This window comes from Microbacterium sp. zg-B185 (genome assembly GCF_030246885.1).
Lineage (GTDB): Bacteria > Actinomycetota > Actinomycetes > Actinomycetales > Microbacteriaceae > Microbacterium.
The window spans coordinates 878,199-895,443 of sequence record NZ_CP126739.1; the positions used below are offsets into that span (position 1 = coordinate 878,199).

General features: G+C 68.8%; 18 protein-coding genes, 1 tRNA gene and 1 riboswitch. Of the genes, 13 read left to right on the forward strand and 6 right to left on the reverse strand.

All coding sequences use genetic code 11. From position 1 onward, the window contains the following. The first annotated feature begins 24 nt into the window (after nt 1–24). Nucleotides 25–504 (forward strand): SIP domain-containing protein, encoded by a 480-nt coding sequence (locus QNO12_RS04105; protein WP_257502834.1) that lies wholly within the window; start codon nt 25–27, stop codon nt 502–504. 60 nt (nt 505–564) lie between these two features. Beyond that, a complete protein-coding gene (locus QNO12_RS04110; protein WP_257502833.1) occupies nt 565–1,110 on the forward strand; it encodes a hypothetical protein in 546 nt (181 codons plus the stop codon). Nucleotides 1,111–1,120: 10 nt separating this feature from the next. Here the strand turns inward: QNO12_RS04110 and QNO12_RS04115 are convergent, their stop codons facing one another. From QNO12_RS04115 to QNO12_RS04130, 4 genes are all read right to left on the reverse strand, one after another. After that, entirely contained in the window at nt 1,121–1,591 is a 471-nt protein-coding gene (locus QNO12_RS04115; RefSeq protein WP_257502832.1) for a Fe-S oxidoreductase, read from the reverse strand. Further along, nucleotides 1,588–2,409 (reverse strand): arginase family protein, encoded by an 822-nt coding sequence (locus QNO12_RS04120; RefSeq protein ID WP_257502831.1) that lies wholly within the window; start codon nt 2,407–2,409, stop codon nt 1,588–1,590. The genes QNO12_RS04115 and QNO12_RS04120 overlap by 4 nt, the downstream gene beginning before the upstream one ends. 121 nt (nt 2,410–2,530) lie before the next feature. Then, a complete protein-coding gene (locus QNO12_RS04125; protein ID WP_257502830.1) occupies nt 2,531–3,280 on the reverse strand; it encodes a PspA/IM30 family protein in 750 nt (249 codons plus the stop codon). A gap of 77 nt (nt 3,281–3,357) precedes the next feature. Next, nucleotides 3,358–5,376 carry a TPM domain-containing protein gene (locus QNO12_RS04130; protein ID WP_257502829.1) on the reverse strand — a complete coding sequence of 673 codons (2,019 nt, stop codon included), beginning with the start codon at nt 5,374–5,376 and terminating at the stop codon, nt 3,358–3,360. A gap of 192 nt (nt 5,377–5,568) precedes the next feature. Here QNO12_RS04130 and QNO12_RS04135 point away from each other — a divergent pair, with 192 nt between their 5' ends. The 11 genes from QNO12_RS04135 to QNO12_RS04180 all read left to right on the forward strand — a co-directional run bounded on the left by QNO12_RS04135 (nt 5,569) and on the right by QNO12_RS04180 (nt 16,137). Next, nucleotides 5,569–6,243 carry a hypothetical protein gene (locus QNO12_RS04135; protein WP_257502828.1) on the forward strand — a complete coding sequence of 225 codons (675 nt, stop codon included), beginning with the start codon at nt 5,569–5,571 and terminating at the stop codon, nt 6,241–6,243. An 80-nt stretch (nt 6,244–6,323) separates the two neighbouring features. Continuing rightward, a complete protein-coding gene (locus tag QNO12_RS04140; protein ID WP_257502827.1) occupies nt 6,324–7,160 on the forward strand; it encodes a DUF3097 family protein in 837 nt (278 codons plus the stop codon). A 106-nt stretch (nt 7,161–7,266) separates the two neighbouring features. Then, on the forward strand, nt 7,267–7,929 hold the full coding sequence (trmB, locus tag QNO12_RS04145; protein ID WP_257502972.1) for a tRNA (guanosine(46)-N7)-methyltransferase TrmB: 663 nt from the start codon (nt 7,267–7,269) through the stop codon (nt 7,927–7,929). Continuing rightward, nucleotides 7,929–9,260 carry an MFS transporter gene (locus QNO12_RS04150; protein WP_257502826.1) on the forward strand — a complete coding sequence of 444 codons (1,332 nt, stop codon included), beginning with the start codon at nt 7,929–7,931 and terminating at the stop codon, nt 9,258–9,260. Before trmB ends, QNO12_RS04150 begins: the two co-directional genes overlap by 1 nt. Nucleotides 9,261–9,264: 4 nt before the next feature. Continuing rightward, a complete protein-coding gene (locus QNO12_RS04155) occupies nt 9,265–10,155 on the forward strand; it encodes a CPBP family intramembrane glutamic endopeptidase (protein WP_257502825.1) in 891 nt (296 codons plus the stop codon). A gap of 54 nt (nt 10,156–10,209) precedes the next feature. After that, nucleotides 10,210–10,274, forward strand: a riboswitch (guanidine-III (ykkC-III) riboswitch). 12 nt (nt 10,275–10,286) lie between these two features. Continuing rightward, nucleotides 10,287–10,607, forward strand: coding sequence for a DMT family transporter (locus QNO12_RS04160; RefSeq protein WP_257502824.1), 321 nt, complete (start codon nt 10,287–10,289; stop codon nt 10,605–10,607). A gap of 1,030 nt (nt 10,608–11,637) precedes the next feature. After that, nucleotides 11,638–12,285: a type IV toxin-antitoxin system AbiEi family antitoxin gene (locus QNO12_RS04165; protein ID WP_257502823.1), complete on the forward strand. Its 648-nt coding sequence runs from the start codon at nt 11,638–11,640 to the stop codon at nt 12,283–12,285. After that, the gene (locus QNO12_RS04170; RefSeq protein WP_257502822.1) at nt 12,278–12,913 is read left to right on the forward strand and encodes a nucleotidyl transferase AbiEii/AbiGii toxin family protein; all 636 of its coding nucleotides are present in this window, start codon (nt 12,278–12,280) and stop codon (nt 12,911–12,913) included. Before QNO12_RS04165 ends, QNO12_RS04170 begins: the two co-directional genes overlap by 8 nt. Then, a complete protein-coding gene (locus tag QNO12_RS17000; protein WP_350338530.1) occupies nt 12,870–13,124 on the forward strand; it encodes a nucleotidyl transferase AbiEii/AbiGii toxin family protein in 255 nt (84 codons plus the stop codon). Before QNO12_RS04170 ends, QNO12_RS17000 begins: the two co-directional genes overlap by 44 nt. A 798-nt stretch (nt 13,125–13,922) precedes the next feature. Then, the gene (locus QNO12_RS04175; protein ID WP_285178281.1) at nt 13,923–14,708 is read left to right on the forward strand and encodes a nucleotidyltransferase domain-containing protein; all 786 of its coding nucleotides are present in this window, start codon (nt 13,923–13,925) and stop codon (nt 14,706–14,708) included. A gap of 304 nt (nt 14,709–15,012) precedes the next feature. After that, nucleotides 15,013–16,137, forward strand: coding sequence for a site-specific integrase (locus QNO12_RS04180; RefSeq protein ID WP_257502820.1), 1,125 nt, complete (start codon nt 15,013–15,015; stop codon nt 16,135–16,137). Nucleotides 16,138–16,162: 25 nt separating this feature from the next. Here the strand turns inward: QNO12_RS04180 and QNO12_RS04185 are convergent. Together QNO12_RS04185 and QNO12_RS04190 are read right to left on the reverse strand one after the other, a co-directional pair. After that, nucleotides 16,163–16,238 (reverse strand) — tRNA-Arg (locus QNO12_RS04185). Nucleotides 16,239–16,280: 42 nt separating this feature from the next. Beyond that, complete coding sequence (locus tag QNO12_RS04190; RefSeq protein WP_257502819.1) at nt 16,281–17,093, reverse strand: SGNH/GDSL hydrolase family protein; 813 nt, start codon at nt 17,091–17,093, stop codon at nt 16,281–16,283. Nucleotides 17,094–17,245 lie beyond the last annotated feature (152 nt).

The following is a 17,245-nucleotide window of genomic DNA, read 5'->3' on the forward strand; positions in this document are numbered from 1 at the left end:
GCCCAGGGGTATAGTGAAGGTGCCATGATCACCAGCACCGAGCACAACGCCGCCGCCTGCCGCGCCTCGCGGCACACGCGCGTCCAGCATTTGATCACGGCGGACGAGTCCTCGCTCGCCGAGCTGGAGGCTCTGCTTGCCACGCTGCCGATCTGCTCGACCGGCCGCGTGTTCATCGAGGTTCCGGACGCGTCCTGGTTCGGTGGCGACGGACAGGACGACCTGCACGTGCCCAGCCGAATGGTGGTGACCTGGCTCGATCGCGCCGCGCGCACCGGGTCGCCGGGGTCGGGTCGGGCCTGCACGCCGGGACAGGCGCTGGCGCGTGCGGTGACGGCATGGGCCGACGAGATGCTCTGCACGGACGATGACCACACGCGGATCTTCCTGCTGGGCGGCTACCTCGGAACGGCCGACATCGTGGACCACCTGACCGACCGCAACGGCGTCGCAGCGGACAGCATCCACACGCCGGAGCGCTTCGGGCTGGCCACCGCGCGCTGAGCCCCGGAGCTTCGCCGCGCGGCGCCGCTCCCACTGGCGCCCCGTCGCTACACTCGCGGCATGACGGCAGTTCCGCCCATCCCCGCTCCCGTCCGCGTCGATCCGCGCGACCTGCGCCTCCCCAGGTGGGTGATCGTCTGGCTCACGGTCTCAGCGATCATCCAGACCTACGACGCGTGCTACGTCCTGCTCGGCCCGCTGTCGCACGAGGGCGGCCCGCTGGCGGCGATGTGGCCGGGCCATGTGTTCTACGGATCATTCGACCACCGCTATGCGCAGTTCGACGCGTTCGGCAGTGCGCAGAGCTGGGCGAACCTGCTCGAGGTCATCGTCATCGTGTGGGCTCTGGCGCACGCGAGGCGCTGGTCGGGCGTCGTGGTCGCTCTGGTCGTGACGGTCGCGACCTTCTGGAAGACCGTGATCTATTTCCTGGTGGAGATCTCCAGCGGTCTGGAGATGACGCGGCAGTCGCTCGAGCGCGGCGACCTCGTCGGCTTCCTCATGGTCGCGGTGCTTCCTAACGCGTTCTGGATCGCATTCCCGCTGGCGGTCGTGATCGTCCTCGGCCGTCAGGTGCTGCGCGTGGGTCGGGCCGCCGTCGCGTGAATCGGCCGGCTCAGGCGGGGGATGACCGGCCGGGCCGGGAACGGGGCACGTAGTTGCCGTCCTCCAGCCCTGCTTCGATCTCGAACCGGTTGCGCAGCGGGTCGCGCCCGGCCAGCAGGTACAGCAGGGGCATCAGGAACCCGTAGGTGCGCCACTGGCGCGCGTGGACCGCCTCGTGGGCGAGCACCCGCTCGGTGACCGGCGCATCCCCGGTCAGGTAGCACCCGCCCACGCACACCCCGCCTCGGCGGTAGGCCCAGCGCGGCAGCCCGCGGAACACCCACAGTCCTGCGCGTCGTTCGATGCGCCCGGTGCTCCACATCGCCCCCCAGATCCAGCCCACCACAGTGCCGTAGAGGTAGCCGGCGTGGCTGACGGGCGAGTCGAGGAACGGCAGGAACCGATCCAGGCGCCTGCCTCGCGCGACGGCGCGATCGGCCTCCGCGCGCCATCCGGCCGGAGGGCTCGGGATCGGGCTCACGCCAGGGCCCCGACGATTCTCAGGATCGTGCCGAGGTCCTCGACCGCCGCCGTCGGCGAGGGCGGGGCGAAGCCGGTGATGCTCGATCCGGCGAGCGGCAGTGCGGCGCGCACCTCCGCGATCGACCCGAGCAGGTCCGCGAGCGGGACGCCGAACGGTACCGACGCCGTCACGCCGGCCATCGCCGCCGGGTCCAGGACGTCCAGGTCGACGTGGATGTAGACGGCCGTCGCTCCGGTCGCCGTGACCGCCTCCGCGAGGGCACCGTGCCGGCTGAGGGTCGCAGCATCCAGCGTGCGCAGTCCGAGATCCGCGACGGCGACCTCCTCGGCGGGCTCGTACTGCCGCGCGCCCGCGATCACGACGCGAGCGGCCGGTACGTCACCGGATGCCAGGCCGAGGCCGTCCGCGCCCTCGCCCAAGATCGCGCGCAAGGTCATGCCGCTGAACGCCCCGGACGGTGAGGAGTCCGGAGCATGCAGATCCGGGTGCGCGTCCAGCCACACCACGGCCAGCTCGGGATGCCGCCGCACGGCGTGCCCGACACCGCCGACCGCGATCCCGCAGTCGCCGCCGATGAGCATGACCGGCTCGGAATGGGGCGCGAGTTCGAGGTCGACCTGATCCCGGGTGCGGCGCAGCGTGCTGTAGCGCTGCACCCCGGTTCCGATGGTCTCGCCCGCCTCGAGTGGCACCTCGATGGTGGTGGAGGAGGCGCGGGGCAGATCCCCGGCGATCGCCTGCGCGCCGTCGATGAGCTGCATCGCGCGGGAAGAAGGCGATCCCTGCCACTGCGGGACGATCACGAATCGGGCCATGTCCTCATCCTCCCGCAGGTCCGCCGTGCTCGCGTACGCGCCGCACGCTCTGCTTCCGCTGACGGAGAACGGGCGGAGCCCCGGAAGGGATCCGCCCGTTCGCTCCTGCTGCTTACGGCGTCTACGGCGCCGTCGGCGCGTCGATCGCCTGCTGTCCGGGAGCACCGGACTTCAACTCGGCCAGACGCGTTTCCACCTCGCTGAGCTCGCCCAGGTCCTCGAGGCTGTTGAACTGCGCATCCAGACTGGAAGCAGCCAGCTCCTCCTTGCCCTGAGCGAGTGCCTCCTGCCGACGGATCTTGTCCTCGAACCGGCCCAGCTCGCTGGTCGGATCGAGCACGTCGATGGATTTGACGGCGTCGTGGACCTTGTTCTGCGCCTCGGCGGTCTTCGCACGCGCGAGCAGCTCGCTCCGCTTGCTGCGCAGCTGCTCGAGCTTCTGCTTCATGCCGTTGAGGCCGTCCTTGAGCTTGGCGACCACCTCGCTCTGCGACGCGATCGTCGGCTCGACCGCCCGCGCCTCGCGCTCCGAGCCGATCTGGCGCTGGAGGGCGATCTTGGCCAGGTTGTCGAACTTGTCCGCGTCGGCCGTGGAACCCGCGGCGCGCAGCTGATCGGCCTTCCGGCTGGCAGCGAGTGCCTTGTTGCCCCACTCGGTGGCTTCCTGGATGTCTTCCTCGTGGTCGCGCTCGAGAAGACGGAGGTTGCCGATCGTCTCTGCGATCGCCGCCTCGGCATCGGCGATGCTGTTCGAGTAGTCGCGGACGAGCTGGTCGAGCATCTTCTGAGGGTCCTCGGCGGAGTCGAGCATCGAGTTGATGTTCGCCCTCAGGAGGGTCGAGATGCGACCGAAGATGGACTGCTTTGCCATCCGTGTTTCCTTCCTATCGATGATTCGGGAACGTACGTGTGTGACGAGTCTGCGGGAATCCGTGGCGCGGGGCGTGCTCAGAAGCGACCACCCCCTCGGCGACCGCGGGTGCCGCCGCCGCCGAAGCTGCCCGGACTGATCCGGCTGCGCCCGCCCCCGCCGCGCATGCCGCCCATGCCCCCGGAGGACCCGCGGCCGGAGCCGCCACCGAGCATCGAGTTGATCACGATGCCGCCCAGGATCGCGCCGAGCATGCCGCCGCTGTCTCCGCCGCGACTGCCGCCGCCGAGTCCGCCGAGCATGCCGCCCATCCCGCCGCCCTGAAATGCGCCGACGTCGGTCTGAGCGTGTTGGATCGCCTGGCCGGCGAGCTGATTGGCGCGCTGCGCGTACTGCAGCGCCTGCTCCGGATCGGCCGCCTGCAGCTGCTGCGCCTGGGCCAGCGCCGCGCCCGCTTCGGCCAGTCGCGTGCGCGCCGCCGCCCCGATCGCGCCGCGTCGCGCGGTGATGTAATCCTCGGCCGCAGAGACCTGCGCCTGGGCCTGCATGATCTGCTGGCCCACCATCTGCCGGGCACGCTGCGCCTTGGCCGCCGCGTCCCGCACGCCCGCCACGACGCCGTCGATCTGGGCGTTGGCGGCCTCCAGGCTCTGCAGGGTCTGCAGTGGCCGGCGCGCGGAGGAGGCGAGGTTCGCCTTGGCCGCGTCCACCTGCTGCCGCGTCGCCGCGATCGCCGCCGCGACGCGGCCGTCGGTGTCGGGAAGGGCGGATGCCGTGGCGATGTCGCCTTCGAGTTCGATGATCAGCTCCGCGGCGCTGCGGTCGCCCTCGGCGAGATCCCGGCCGAGCTTGTCGATCGCCTCCTCGAGAAGGACGGCCTGGCCGACCGATTCCTCTGCGGCACGGATGCTCACGGCGGCCTCACCGGATCTGCCCGCCCCGATCGCGGCATCCGCAGCGGCCAGCTGCTCGTCGGCGAATACGATGCGCTGGCTTGCCTGCTGGGCGTTGTCGGCAACGGTCGCCAGCGCTTCGGGCGCGTAGGCGGCGGACAGCGTACGCAGGTGCGCCGCCGCCTCTTCGATGGATGCCGCGGCCCGATCGCGCTGGGTCTTCACGCGCGCGAGGGCCTCCGGGGCGTTCTGCTCGAGCCGGCGCAGTTCGTCGAACGCGGCGGCCTTGTCGTCCAGGCCCGCGTTGGCCTCTTCGCACAGCCGGATGATCTCGGTGTTCCACGCGCGGGTCTGCTCGTCGGTGTCCTCGGTCGTGTCATCCAGCTGCTGCTTGAGAGTGAACGCCGTGTTGAGGTTCTCGTGCGCCTTCTGCAGCGCCTGCTGGAATTCGACGGTGGCCGCGTCGCCGAACTGAGCCCTGGCGAAACCGAGCTCCTGCTCACTCGTCTTGACGGCGTCGTCGGTGTGGACCAGGGCCGATGACGCACGGCGGGCGAGCTCCTTGACGTCGATCCGTTCGATCGCGGGTTCCGCCCCACCGGCGACCTGTCCCCTTCTGCGCCGGTTGCGCAGCACCAGGACGATCGCCACGACCGCGATCGCGGCGATCACCAGGAAGATGATCAGACCCGTGGGAAAGCCTCCTCCGACGGCGCCGGATCCGGACCCACCGTCGGCAGCGTCGGAGAAGCCCGCCGCAGCGGTGTCGACGGCGCCCACCCAGTCCTCGTCGGCCAGGCGGGGCTGCACGGCCTGCTCGATCGTTCCGAGCTGCTCGAAGGTCACCGGGCCTTCGGAGTCGCCCGAGATGTAGAACTGACGGGTTTCGGTCGCGACCGCCAGCAGATACTGCGTGGGGCCGAGCCCGTTGATCTCGGCGGTCGTGTTCGCCCAATCCTCTGAACTGGTGGGATCGGTGAACTCGTCGACGAACACGACCCACAGGTCGACCCCGGTGTCGGCTTTGAGCTGCTCGAGGCGGGTTTGAGCCTGGTTCGCCTGGGCGCTGGAGAGTGCGCCGACGTCATCGAGCACGTACCCCGCGCCGAGTGTGACCGGGTCCGTCGCCGACGCGGTGCCGGACGCGCCCGCGAACAGCAGGGTGAGAGCCGTCGTGAGCGCCACTGCCCATCGCGCACGCATCGTTCCCTCCTCGGGGACGCGCGGCGCATGCCCCGGGCATCGAGTCTATGCAACCCGTGGGCGGGAGGCGAGCGCGGGGACCGGTGCTCGGACCGCGAACGCTCCCTCGGCTGCGGCCGCACCGGAACGCCATCCGGCGCCGCTGGGAACGGCCGAATATCAGCAATACTGAGAATTCGACAGAGGGGGACCATGTCCGTACTTTCCATCGTCGCATCGTCGGGATCGGTGCTCACTGCGGCGCTGCTGGTGCTGACCGGTTCACCCGCCGCCGCCGCAGAGACCGCGCCCGCGCTTCCCATCGACCTGGTCCTGCACCTTCCGGCCGGCCTGAGCGTCGAGGACCTTCGGGCGCCGGGCGACCATGGCTCCCTCACGGTGGCGGGGTGTCCGGCCGACGGAGCACTCCTGCTCGCCTCCACGTTGCAGAGTCCGACCGGGGACGGCGGCGTCGTGGAGGTGCCGATGAGGCTGGAGACCATGCCGGGGTCCGACGACGGGCCGGTCGCGTGGCAGCTGCGGGGGATCAGCGCATGGCTGGCCGCGAACGATCCCGGACCGCTCTCGAGCGTGCTGCTGGAGGCGTCCTGCATGCGGCCCGGGAACGAGACCGCACGGGTCACCGCCGTGCTGCCTCCGGTCGGCGCCCCGCTTCAGTCCCTCCCGCCGGCGACGCCGGCGACCCCGGTGCCCGAGGGCGGCGTGGACCCCGTGACCGTGCCCGCGGCATCCGAGCCCAGCGCCGCTCCGCGGATGCTGGCGGAATCCGGAGCCCCGACCCTCGCGGCGTGGCCGATCGTCGTCGGCGTCCTGCTCATCCTGGCCGGCAGCGCAGCGGTCGCCGTCCGCGGCCGCAGAGTCCACTGAGGGAACGGGTTTCGGCGACCTCGTCGTGTGAGCGGCCGCCCGGAGCGCGGCGCAGGTAGCGTGTCGTCCTCGGAGGACTGATGGACGATCGATACGCGGCAGACGTGCTCGCAGCCGGATGGCGCGACACCCATCGGCGACCGGTTCCGGTGCTCGCCGCCGCCCGGGATGTCGTGGTCGAGGTCGCCGCGGACGGGTTCTGCGGAGCGGTCGTCGGAGTCGCCTCCGGCCTGGTCGAGCTCGAAGACCGGCACGGGCGCCGCCGGCTGTTCCCGCTCGGCCCCGGATTCCTCGTCGACGGTGCCGATGTGGTGCTGACCGCACCGGCGGTCGCGGCGGCACCGCGCACGGCGAAGCGGACCGCGTCCGGATCGTTCGCTGCGCCCGAGGCCCGCGCGCGGGTGGCGCGGGCCAGCCGAATCCTCGTCGAAGGCCGCCACGATGCCGAGTTGGTGGAGAAGGTGTGGGGTGCCGACCTGCGCGCCGAGGGCGTCGTCGTGGAGTACCTGCAGGGCGTCGACCTGCTCGCCGAGACGCTCCAGAACGAGCCCCCGACCGCGGAGCGCCGCTACGGGGTCCTGGTCGATCACCTCGTGCCGGGTTCGAAGGAATCGCGGATCGCCGATTCGGTGGCCCGCGGACCGCACGGGCGTTTCGTCCGCATCGTCGGGCACCCGTACGTGGACGTCTGGCAGTGCGTCACCCCCAAGGCGATGGGCATTGCGCGCTGGCCGGACGTTCCGCGGGGAACCGATATCAAGGTCGGGACCTGCCGCGCGCTGGGCTGGCCGTCCGACACGCCCGCCGATCTGGGCATGGCCTGGCAGCGCATCCTGGCGCGCGTGCACAGCTACCGGGACCTGGACCCGGCCCTGCTCGGCCGCGTCGAGGAGCTGATCGACTTCGTCACCGACTGAGCGACCCGGCGATACCGGAGTCGGCGCGCGTGGTTAGCCTGGAGGGGTGTCCGACCCCTCCACGTTCCGCGATCGCCCCGTGTCCTTCGTCCGCCGCAACGGCCGGATGACCGATGGGCAGGAGCGCGCCTGGACGGACCTCGCCCCGCGGTACGTGCTGGAGGCACCGCGCGACGACGCGGCCACCAGCGTGCGCCCCGGCGCGGCGATCGATCCGCGCGAGGTGTGGGGGCGGGATGCGCCGCTCATCGTCGAGATCGGGTCAGGACAGGGCCATGCCATCATCCACGCGGCCGCCTCCCGCCCGGAGGCGGACTTCCTCGCGATCGAGGTGTTCACCGCCGGGCTGGCGCGGACCATGCTGGGTGCCGAGCGCGCGGCCGTCGAGAACCTGCGCCTGGTCGAGGCGAACGCGCCCGAGGTCCTGGAGCATCTGCTGCCGCCGGCATCCGTCGACGAGCTCTGGGTGTTCTTCCCGGACCCGTGGCACAAGAACAAGCACACCAAGCGACGGCTGGTCACCCCCGAGTTCGCCACCACCGCCACCGGCGCCCTCCGCGACGGCGGCACGCTGCGCCTGGCCACGGACTGGGAGCAGTACGCCCGGCAGATGCGAGAGGTGCTGGATGCCGCACCCGAGTTCGAGCGCGCATTCCAGGGCGACTGGGCGGAGCGGTTCGACGGGCGGGTCCTGACGGCCTTCGAACGCAAGGGTGCTCGCGCCGGTCGCGCGATCCGCGATCTCAGCTACGTCCGCCAGCACCGGTAATGAGCGAGGCGGAGGAGGCGGCATCCGCTCCGGTGGCCGGGTCCGCCGCCGATCGGAGGCCGGACCGCGATCGCTGGCGGGTGCTCCGCCCCCTCGCGCACCGCGATTTCCGCGCCCTGTTCGCGGCCGTGGTGCTGTCGATCTTCGCCGCCGGAATGTGGGCGGTCGTCATGGTCTACGCGGTCATCGCCGTCGGCGGGGGACCGCTGGACCTGTCGCTGGTGGCGGCGGCCAACGCGACCGGACTGCTGGTGTGCGCGATTCCGGGCGGGATCGTGGCGGACCGGGTGTCCCGCCGGCTGATCGTGCGCACCGTCTCGCTCGCGGACTTCCTCGCCATCACCTCCGTGGTCGTCGTCGGAGCGTACGGCCCGGTCGGCATCGTGCAGCTGGTCGGGGTGGCCTTCGTCCTCGGCGCGGGCGCCGGGTTCTTCTTCCCCGCGTACAGCGCCATCCTTCCGCGCATCCTGCCGCCCGGCCAGCTTCTGGCGGCGAACGGGCTGGAAGGCGCCATCCGCCCCGCCTTGCAGCAGGCGGCCGGGCCGGCCGCGGCCGGGATGCTCCTGGCCGCGTTGATCCCCGCCCAGGCCGCGGTGGTGATCGCCGTCGCCCACGGCGCCGCGTTCGTGATCCTGCTCTTCCTCGGACCGGAACCGGTCCCCCCGGGCGAGGACAGCGGTGCCGGCGGAGCGGCTCCGGTGCACACGAGCGTGTTCGCCGACCTCCGCGAGGCGGTCGTGTTCACCGTGCGTACCCCGTGGCTGCTGTGGACCCTGCTGTACGCCACCATGTGGGTGCTCGTGGCGGTGGGCCCCGAGGAGGTGCTGCTGCCGTTCCTGACCCGCGAGCGGGTCGGCGAGGATCCGCGCCTGTTCGGGTTCCTGCTCGCCGTCTACGGAGCCGGCGGGGTACTCGGGTCCATCGTCGTCTCCTCGAGGAAGCTCCCGCGGCGGTACCTGACCACGATGAACCTGGTCTGGGGCGTCAGCACCCTGCCCTTCGTGGTGGTCGGACTCACCGACCAGTACTGGCTGCTCCTGCTCTCGCTCTTCATCATCGGCTTCGGCTTCAGCTACGGCAACGTGATCTGGGGAACCCTGCTGCAGCGCAGGGTCCCGCGACACATGCTCGGGCGGGTGTCCAGCCTGGACTTCTTCGTCTCGCTGGCGCTCATGCCTCTGTCCATGGCGATCGCCGGGCCGCTCGCGGAGGTGCTCTCCCTGCAGACGATCTTCATCGGCGCCGGCATCCTTCCGCTCCTGTTCGGCATCGTCGCGATCCTCGCCGCGCGCATGCCGCACGACGAGCTGGCGCATCCGCTGACAGACTGAACAGATGCCCGCTCACCCCGCCGCCGTGCTCGGTATCCGCCCCAAGGTCTCCGTCGGACTGATCCCCGCCCTGCTGGTGTGCCTGGCCGCGCCCGCGTTCTTCGTACTGCAGATCGCCTGGCTGGGCTGGGCACTTCTGGCCGCCGGGATGCTGAGCGCCTGGCTGCTGCGCTCGCGCACGGATTCGGAGGCCGCCGCGGCCCACGCGAACGTCGGCGCACCGGAGACGCGGACTCCGAGCCTGGTGCGGGACCTCTCCCTGATCACCCTCGGAATGCTCATCGTCAGCGCGATCCCGCTGGCCGCGGAGCTGGACAACCTCGCCTTCCTGCGGTTCGGCCTCGCGCTGGGCGGTGCGGTGGTCGTGCCGTATGCGGTGTCGCGGTTCGTCTTCCGCGATCACGCGATCCGCTTCCCGTGGCGCGGCGGCGGCCGCTGGACGGCATTCCAGTGGACCTGGCTGGTCGCCGTCCTGGCCCTCGGCTGGCTGATCCTGCCGTTCTACTTCATCACCTCCGGTGTCTACACGAACTGGCCGGTGGTGGACTCACCGGAAATGATCGCGCGCCTGTTCGTCGGTGTGGGCGCCGTCGGCATCTGGGACGAGCTGTTCTTCATCTGCACCGTCTTCGCCCTGCTGCGACGGCACTTCCCGGACTGGCAGGCCAACCTGCTCCAGGCGATCGTGTTCGTCTCGTTCCTCTGGGAACTCGGGTACCAAGCGTGGGGACCGCTGCTGACAATTCCGTTCGCGCTTCTGCAGGCCTACATCTTCAAGCGCACCCGGTCGCTGACATACGTGGTCACCGTGCACCTCCTCTTCGATGCGGTGGTGTTCCTCGTGCTGGTGCACGCACACAACCCCGGCCTGCTGGACGGCCTGTTCCTCATCTGACACACGCGTGCCGCGGTGCACAGCGGGTGCGCAGCGCGACGCGGTAGCCTGGAATGCGGATCCTCTCCCGGATCCCCGGACGACGGATCAGTACCCGGTGAGCGACAAGACTGGCCATGGAGGCGAGTCCCGTGTCGTGGGTCATCCTTGTCGTATCCGGCGTCCTCGAAGCCGTCTGGGCCACCGCGCTCGGCAAGTCCGAGGGGTTCACGAAACTCTGGCCGAGCGTGATCTTCGCCGTCACGCTGACCGCGAGCATGGCCGGTCTGGCATGGGCGATGCGCGACATCTCGACGGGTACCGCCTACGCCGTGTGGGTCGGGATCGGCGCCGCGCTGACTGTCGGCTACGCGATGATCACCGGTGCGGAGCCGTTCTCGATCGTGCGTCTGCTGCTGATCCTGGGACTGGTCGGCTGCATCGTGGGCCTGAAGCTCGTGAGCGCGGAATAGGACGCGCGGATGCCGCGGCGGGAGCACACCGGATGCCCGTTCATCCTTCACCTTCAGCTTCATGTCGAAGTGAGTTGACGCCGAACTCTTGACGCGCATGCCGGGCTGAGTATCTTTACTCCTGCGGAGAGAAAACGGAAACGAAAGGAACCCGCAAGGGAACTCGATACGGAAACCGAACATCGCAGACGATCGGCCCGGGGCCTCGGCTCCGGGCCGATCTTCGTTGCCGTCGGCGCATGGGTCCACGGCGCCTGGAGATGTGAAAAGCCGCCCCGAAGGACGGCCTTTCACGTCTGTGCCCCCGACTGGAATCGAACCAGCGACCTTTGGTACCGGAAACCTCATTCGGGTCGGCTAATGGGGGCGATGACCTGCGAAAACCGTGTGATTCCGCGGGAGTACAGACGAGTTGCATCATCAAGATTCGAATGGATTCTCAAAGAGTGTTGTCATTTTGTTGTCACGCGAGGCAGGTGGAGAGGGTTGTCGGCGGACGCTGAAACCCCCGGCTCACGGACCCTTGGCCTCCTGACCCACCACGGTCTTGCTCGCGCTCCGGCAATCAGCGAACAAGCGATCGGCGCAGCGCAGTGTCCGACGTGAGCGATTGCTGATGGGTCATGGGTGGGGCGTCGGCTCGATAGGCGGCTAGCCACGGCCGGAGCCGGGGATGTCCATGTGGAGCACGCGCAGCGAAGCGAGCATGAACGACATTGACATTCCCAAGCGCAGGCTGAGGCTGGGCCGTCGAGGCGATGGCCTGTCGCGATCACTGGCAAGTGTCGCTGTGACACGAGTTATCGCCGTTTCGGCGGTGAGTCGAGAGGTCGACGTCGGTCCAGTCCGTCGGCGTGAGAACTCAAGAGGGGACGGCGGGCGGTCAAGGATGCGACTTCGCGGTTGTGACGGAGATCGGGACCGCGTATTGATGGGGCGAGGAGTTTGTAGCCGCGGATAGACGTCTGATGCGATTTACTCATCGGAAATCTACGCTGGGCGTATACTTTCGATGACTAGAGGAGGCATCATGACCGCGGACGTCGACATCGTGCGCGCTGTCGCGCGGGCGCCACTTCGCACACTGCGCCTTAAAGATATGCCCGAGCTGGCCCGGAATACATGGCGGGCGACGGACCGCTTGGTCGAGCAGGGCGCGCTGGTGCGATTGACTCACGGTGTCTACACGGCGCCTCCCGATGGCCGCGATGGTCGGAAGTGGAAGCCACCGTTGGAGGCGGCCGCCCTCGCGCTTGCGACTGCCCGCTTTGGCGCTCGAGAAGCCGCGCTCATGGGTATCAGCGCCGCACGCCATTGGGCTGCCATCCCCCGGGCGATCGGGGTCGCCACGGTTGCGGTGCCCCGGCGCGGATACGCACCTCTCAATATCGAGGGAGGTGGTCTCGTCAAGTTCGTCCCACGAAGGATGGAGGCCCTCGAGCTCGTTCTGGAGCGCACAGGACTCGGGGACGGGCTCGTCACGACACCCGAGCAAACCCTTTTCGACCTGCTGGGCCGCACGGATCGCGAAGGGCTCGGCCGCGAAGTCGCTGGCGCCATTGAGAACCTCACGGCGCAGGTCCAGCCGGACGAGTTCGCCGAGATCATCGCGCGCGCGCGCATCGTGCCCTCCGGCGCACGGGACATGCTGAATCGACTGGAGAAGTCGAATGGCTGAGTGGAGAGCCGAAGACCACCCTCGGGATGTCGACGGACGATTCGACGACCCTGAACGCAGCTCTCCCAAAGTCGTCCTCCCCACGCCTGTCCCAGGGGTCCTCGAAGACGACGAACGGGAAAAGATCGAGGACACATTCGGTGTTGACTCGGAGCAGGTCACCCGGGACCATGTCATCTCACACGCACTCGCCGCCATCAGTAGCGTGGGCACCGACGACATCGTCTTCTTCGGAGGCACTGCCCTGTCCCGCACGCACCTCACAGACGTGCGCCTGTCGGAGGATATTGACCTCATGGCGTTCGGCGACAGATCAGCCATCGCCGACAAGATCGAGAGCGCCCTCACCCGTCAGCTGCGCCGTAGCTTCGGCACAGTGACGTTTACCCCGCGGTTGAAGAACACGAGGCACCCGGATCCCTCCGTGATGCAGGTGGGCGATGTGCGCGTGCAGATCCAGTTGCTATCGTCCGAGGGCTATCCGCCGTGGCCGACCGAGGTCGTGGATATCGAGCAGCGCTACAGCGACGCTCCGCCCGCGCGCTTAAGGGTGCTCCACCCCTGCAGCGTTCGTCGCATCGAAGCTGTCGTCGTGGAGCGACCGGGAAGCCCCGCGAGACCTCTATGACCTATGGGCCCTCGCCGAGGCGGGGTACATCGACGCGACCGCGTCCGAGGTATTCCGGCGATGGGGTCCGTACACGAGCGCGTCCAAGGTCTCCTTCACGCGCCTTCCATCCGCTGCCGAGTGGAGTGCATCGTTGGAACATCAATGCCTTCCGGTCGTCACGCCCCAGGAGGCAGCCGACCGGGTGCGCGATGCACTCCAGGATCTCTGACCGACCACGCTCGACAAGGGCAGAACCCGGCCTGAGTCGGCATTAGACCTGTGCGGACTCAATCGCGGTGGACGCTCCTCAGGTGGACAACGTTCGGCTCGATTTCGGTCGCTTGCTGAGCGCTTGGCGGCTTAGTCCGGACCACGTCGAGAGCATCGCCCACGACACGTCGACTCGTCGCAGCGTGTGGACCAGTTCATCCCGCTCTTGGAGCAGGGCGCGTTCCGCTCGATGTGGCTTCTCGAGCTGGCGTGAGATGTCGCGAAGACGCGTGAGTCCGTCTTCACGGCCGCCCCAAACGAGTTGGAGATCTCGGTGTGCTGCGGCTGAGCGTTCCGCTTCAGCCAGCTCCCTTGCTCGCTCACGTGCCACTGCGGCGGCGGCGTCGTTGGCTTCCCGCTGCCGGCGGTACGCTTCTTCGCGGCGAACTTTTGGCTTCGTATACCTGCTTCGTGCCATGCAACCTGGTTTACACGGCATCCCAGACATTGCAAGGGATCGGAAGCCACCCACTTATAGTGCCTGCGTGCATTGCTGTTCTCGAGTTTCCGGGCTCGGCGCGCTGCTGGATCGCTCGGGGGGTCTGCCCGAGGTGAGGGTCTGCGCCTGAGCGCGCGCGAGGGCCATTCAGCTGCGGGTGGGACCGCTATCGGGCTTCAGCGAGACCCGGTCTACCGCAACGCGCCGTCGCTGCGTGAACGCTCCAGAGGCTTGCCTTCACTCGGCGTGCGCGCGATGAACGTGAAGGGACCGGGGTTGCGCACATCCCGCGGAGCGCGTCCGCGGTACCTTCGATCGGTGCGCTCGGTTCCCTTATCGCTTGATCCGTTCGTGATCGCTGAGATCGACCGACGCCTCTCGAGTGTGTCCACCGAGGAAGATGTTCGGATTCCCTGGGCGATCGAAAGCGGAAGCCGCGCGTGGGGTTTCCCCTCCCCCGACAGCGACTACGACTGCCGGTTCCTGTTCTTGCGGACTCGAGACGACTACCTGTCACTCTGGCCAGCCCGCGATGTGATCGAGACACCGCTCGACAAGATCTATGACGTCAATGGGTGGGACGTCGCGAAGGCGGTCAAGCTGATCGCCAAGGGCAACGCGACAGCCGTCGAGTGGCTTCGTTCGCCGATCGTCTACGCCGGGGACACGTCGTTCCGCGATGAATTGCTGACCCTCGCCGATGAAATTGTCGAGCGCGGCGCGATCGGCCGCCATTACCTGCATGTCGCAAAAAAGCAGCGTGCCGGCACGCCCACGCTGAAGCGCTTCTTCTACGGACTGCGACCGGCTGCCGCGCTGCGATGGCTTGAGACGCACCCGACAGCAGTGGTGCCACCGATGGATCTGCCGACGCTGCTGGCGGAGAGTGATGTCAGCGACGAGGTGCATCGCGCTGCGCTCGAGCTGATCGCTCTGAAGGCGGAGACCCGGGAACTGGGCGCGGCCCCGGCGCCAGCCGTACTGGAACGCTTTGTCGTTGTACAGCTTGAGCACGCCGAACACTTCGAATCAGAGCCAGTCACTAACGACATGGACCGGACGCGCGCCCTCGCGGATGCCTTCATGCGAACGCAACTCGATTGACCGACGATCGGGGCGTTACCGATGTCGTTCACGTCCCGCAACCGGGCATTTATGGCACCCATCGGTGAATAGCCGACCGGCGAGGACCAGCTTTCGGGTCGGCGCTTCCCAGCACCAACGATCAGTTGTCACCGATTCGTTCCTCACGCCCGCCAGTTACTTGGTGGAGTAACAGGTCGGCGCGGGCAACGGTTCCGGACGGCTCGAAGCCGGCTGAGACGACAGCGCTCTCGACATCTCCGCGGAGACAGAGCACAATGTCGCCCAGGAGGCCGGCTGTGAGTAGCGCTGATGGGTAGCGCTGATGGGTAGCGTCTACCCCTACACAACGGCCGGCGGCGCGAAGCGGTACCGGATCAGCTACCGGCGCCCCGACCATTCGCAGACCACCGAGCGCGGGTTCGCGACGAAGCGCGATGCGGAAGCGCGTCTCGCTGAGCTCGAAGTGTCGAAGAATCGCGGCGAGTACGTCGACCCGGCCAGCGCGGAGGTCACGATCACCACGCTTGGCAAGGAGTGGCTGCAGCAGCGTGAGGGCGTGTTGAAGCCGTCGTCGATGCGGCCGCTGCAGTCGGCTTGGTCGAAGCACGTGGAGCCGAAGTGGGGTGCCCGGAAGATCGGGAGCATCCGTCATTCGGAGGTGCAGACGTGGGTGTCGACGATCGCGGGCGGATCCACGACCATCCGACGCGCGCACGGAGTACTCGCCGGCATCCTCGACACTGCCGTCCAGGATCACCGCTTGACGCGCAACGTCGCCCGCGACATCTCATTCCCACCGAAGACTCGCAATGCGCGCAGGCACTATCTCGCTCACGCGCAAGTGCAGGGCCTCGCCGACAACACCAGACACCCCACCCTCGTCCTGTTCCTGGCGTATACAGGCCTCAGATGGGGCGAGGCGACCGCACTACGCATCAGACACGTTGACACGCTCAGACGGCGCGTGAGGGTCGAAGAAAACGCCGTCCTGGTATCGGCGGAGGTGCACGTCGGGTCACCGAAGACGCACCGCTCGAGGTCAGTCCCCTACCCCGAGTTCCTCGCCCTCCCCCTCGCACAGCTCGCCGAAGGCAAGACGCGTGACCAGCTGCTGTTCGGAGACGGCACAAATCACGTGAAGATCCCCGCGTCACGCAACGGATGGTTCACCGCGGCCGTACGCGCCTCACAGGCTGCCGATCCCGACTTCCCGAGAGTCACGCCCCACGATCTGCGCCATACGGCCGCGTCGCTCGCTGTACAGGCCGGCGCACACGTGAAGTCCGTGCAGCGGATGCTCGGCCACGCGTCAGCCGCGATGACTCTCGATGTCTACGCAGACCTGTTCGACGACGATCTCGACACCGTCGCGGCCGCTCTCGATCAGGCGAAGCGCGACTCGATTGTTGTCACGGTGTTGTCACGAGAAAGGGATCGCAAGGTCTGAATGACCCGCGATCCCTTGTCCCGTATGGTGCCCCCGACTGGAATCGAACCAGCGACCTTTGGTACCGGAAACCAACGCTCTATCCCCTGAGCTACGGAGGCGTACCGATCGAGGTTATCACCGGGCGCGGCGCTTCGTTCGCGTCAGGGGCCGATCGGGTCCGGCCGACGCGGACCGTCCGCCGCGGCATCCGTCCCCTCGCCGAGTCCCGCGAGCGCTTCGGCGAGGCGCGTCGCGAGGTACGCGTGACCGTCCGTCGAGGGGTGGTCGCGGCCGATCGCCGTGTCGATGACCTCGGCGTAGTTCTCGGTCGTGATCCAGCCGTCGGCAATCGGGGAGATGTACCACCAGCTGCGGGCCGCCGCCAGGTCGGCCAGGTCCGCGTCGATGCGCGCGGTCGCTGTCTCCACGGGCAGCACCTGCGGGGCCGGACCGAGGATGACGACGGATGCTTCGGGGTAGAGCGCCGCCAGCGCATCCCACGCCGCGGTCACCGCCTCCCGGTAGCCGCTCTCCGGCAGGCGCCGGTCGTTGATGGAGCCCTCCATCAGAACCAGGTCCGGATCCAGAGCCGGGTCGAGGGCGGCGATGCGCTGGCCGTAGGAGCCTCCGTCCAGGCCGGGTTTGAGATAGCCGCTGCCACGGACGCCGTCCACGGTGGTGTCCCAGCCGAGTCGCTGGCCGATCACGTACGCGTACCCGAGCGAGGGGAGGGATGCCGCCGACCCGTACGTCCAGGAGTCCCCGAAGATGAGCACGCGCGGCTGCTCGGGCAGCGCCAGCGGAAGCGGCCCGGCCACGGCGGCGACGGCATCCCGGCCGGTCGCGACCACCGCACCGGGGTCCGCGGTCCACGGCCGGACAGCGGCGACCGCGCACACCGCGGCGACCGCGAGCGCCGCGATGGCCAGCGGCCAGAACCGACGTGCGCGTCGGGCGGTGGCGGGCGGGTTCACGTCAGAACAGTAAGCGATGATGCGCGCTGCGCAGAACACGCGTCTGCGTACGTTCGGGCGGGGCGACCTCCTGCCCGTAAACGGGTGCGATTCCGGGGCGGTGGGGCTCGCCGCCGCGGCGCCGGAGGAGCCTGATTCGCGGTGCGCGCGAA

Excerpts from the sequence above, each read along its gene's own strand:
- QNO12_RS04105 (WP_257502834.1), top strand. The coding sequence starts at position 25 with ATGATCACCAGCACCGAGCACAACGCCGCCGCCTGCCGCGCCTCGCGG.
- QNO12_RS04110 (WP_257502833.1), top strand. The coding sequence starts at position 565 with ATGACGGCAGTTCCGCCCATCCCCGCTCCCGTCCGCGTCGATCCGCGC.
- QNO12_RS04120 (WP_257502831.1), bottom strand. The coding sequence starts at position 2,409 with ATGGCCCGATTCGTGATCGTCCCGCAGTGGCAGGGATCGCCTTCTTCC.
- QNO12_RS04125 (WP_257502830.1), bottom strand. The coding sequence starts at position 3,280 with ATGGCAAAGCAGTCCATCTTCGGTCGCATCTCGACCCTCCTGAGGGCG.
- QNO12_RS04130 (WP_257502829.1), bottom strand. The coding sequence starts at position 5,376 with ATGCGTGCGCGATGGGCAGTGGCGCTCACGACGGCTCTCACCCTGCTG.
- QNO12_RS04135 (WP_257502828.1), top strand. The coding sequence starts at position 5,569 with ATGTCCGTACTTTCCATCGTCGCATCGTCGGGATCGGTGCTCACTGCG.
- QNO12_RS04140 (WP_257502827.1), top strand. The coding sequence starts at position 6,324 with ATGGACGATCGATACGCGGCAGACGTGCTCGCAGCCGGATGGCGCGAC.
- trmB (WP_257502972.1), top strand. The coding sequence starts at position 7,267 with ATGACCGATGGGCAGGAGCGCGCCTGGACGGACCTCGCCCCGCGGTAC.
- QNO12_RS04150 (WP_257502826.1), top strand. The coding sequence starts at position 7,929 with ATGAGCGAGGCGGAGGAGGCGGCATCCGCTCCGGTGGCCGGGTCCGCC.
- QNO12_RS04155 (WP_257502825.1), top strand. The coding sequence starts at position 9,265 with ATGCCCGCTCACCCCGCCGCCGTGCTCGGTATCCGCCCCAAGGTCTCC.
- QNO12_RS04165 (WP_257502823.1), top strand. The coding sequence starts at position 11,638 with ATGACCGCGGACGTCGACATCGTGCGCGCTGTCGCGCGGGCGCCACTT.
- QNO12_RS04170 (WP_257502822.1), top strand. The coding sequence starts at position 12,278 with ATGGCTGAGTGGAGAGCCGAAGACCACCCTCGGGATGTCGACGGACGA.
- QNO12_RS04180 (WP_257502820.1), top strand. The coding sequence starts at position 15,013 with ATGGGTAGCGTCTACCCCTACACAACGGCCGGCGGCGCGAAGCGGTAC.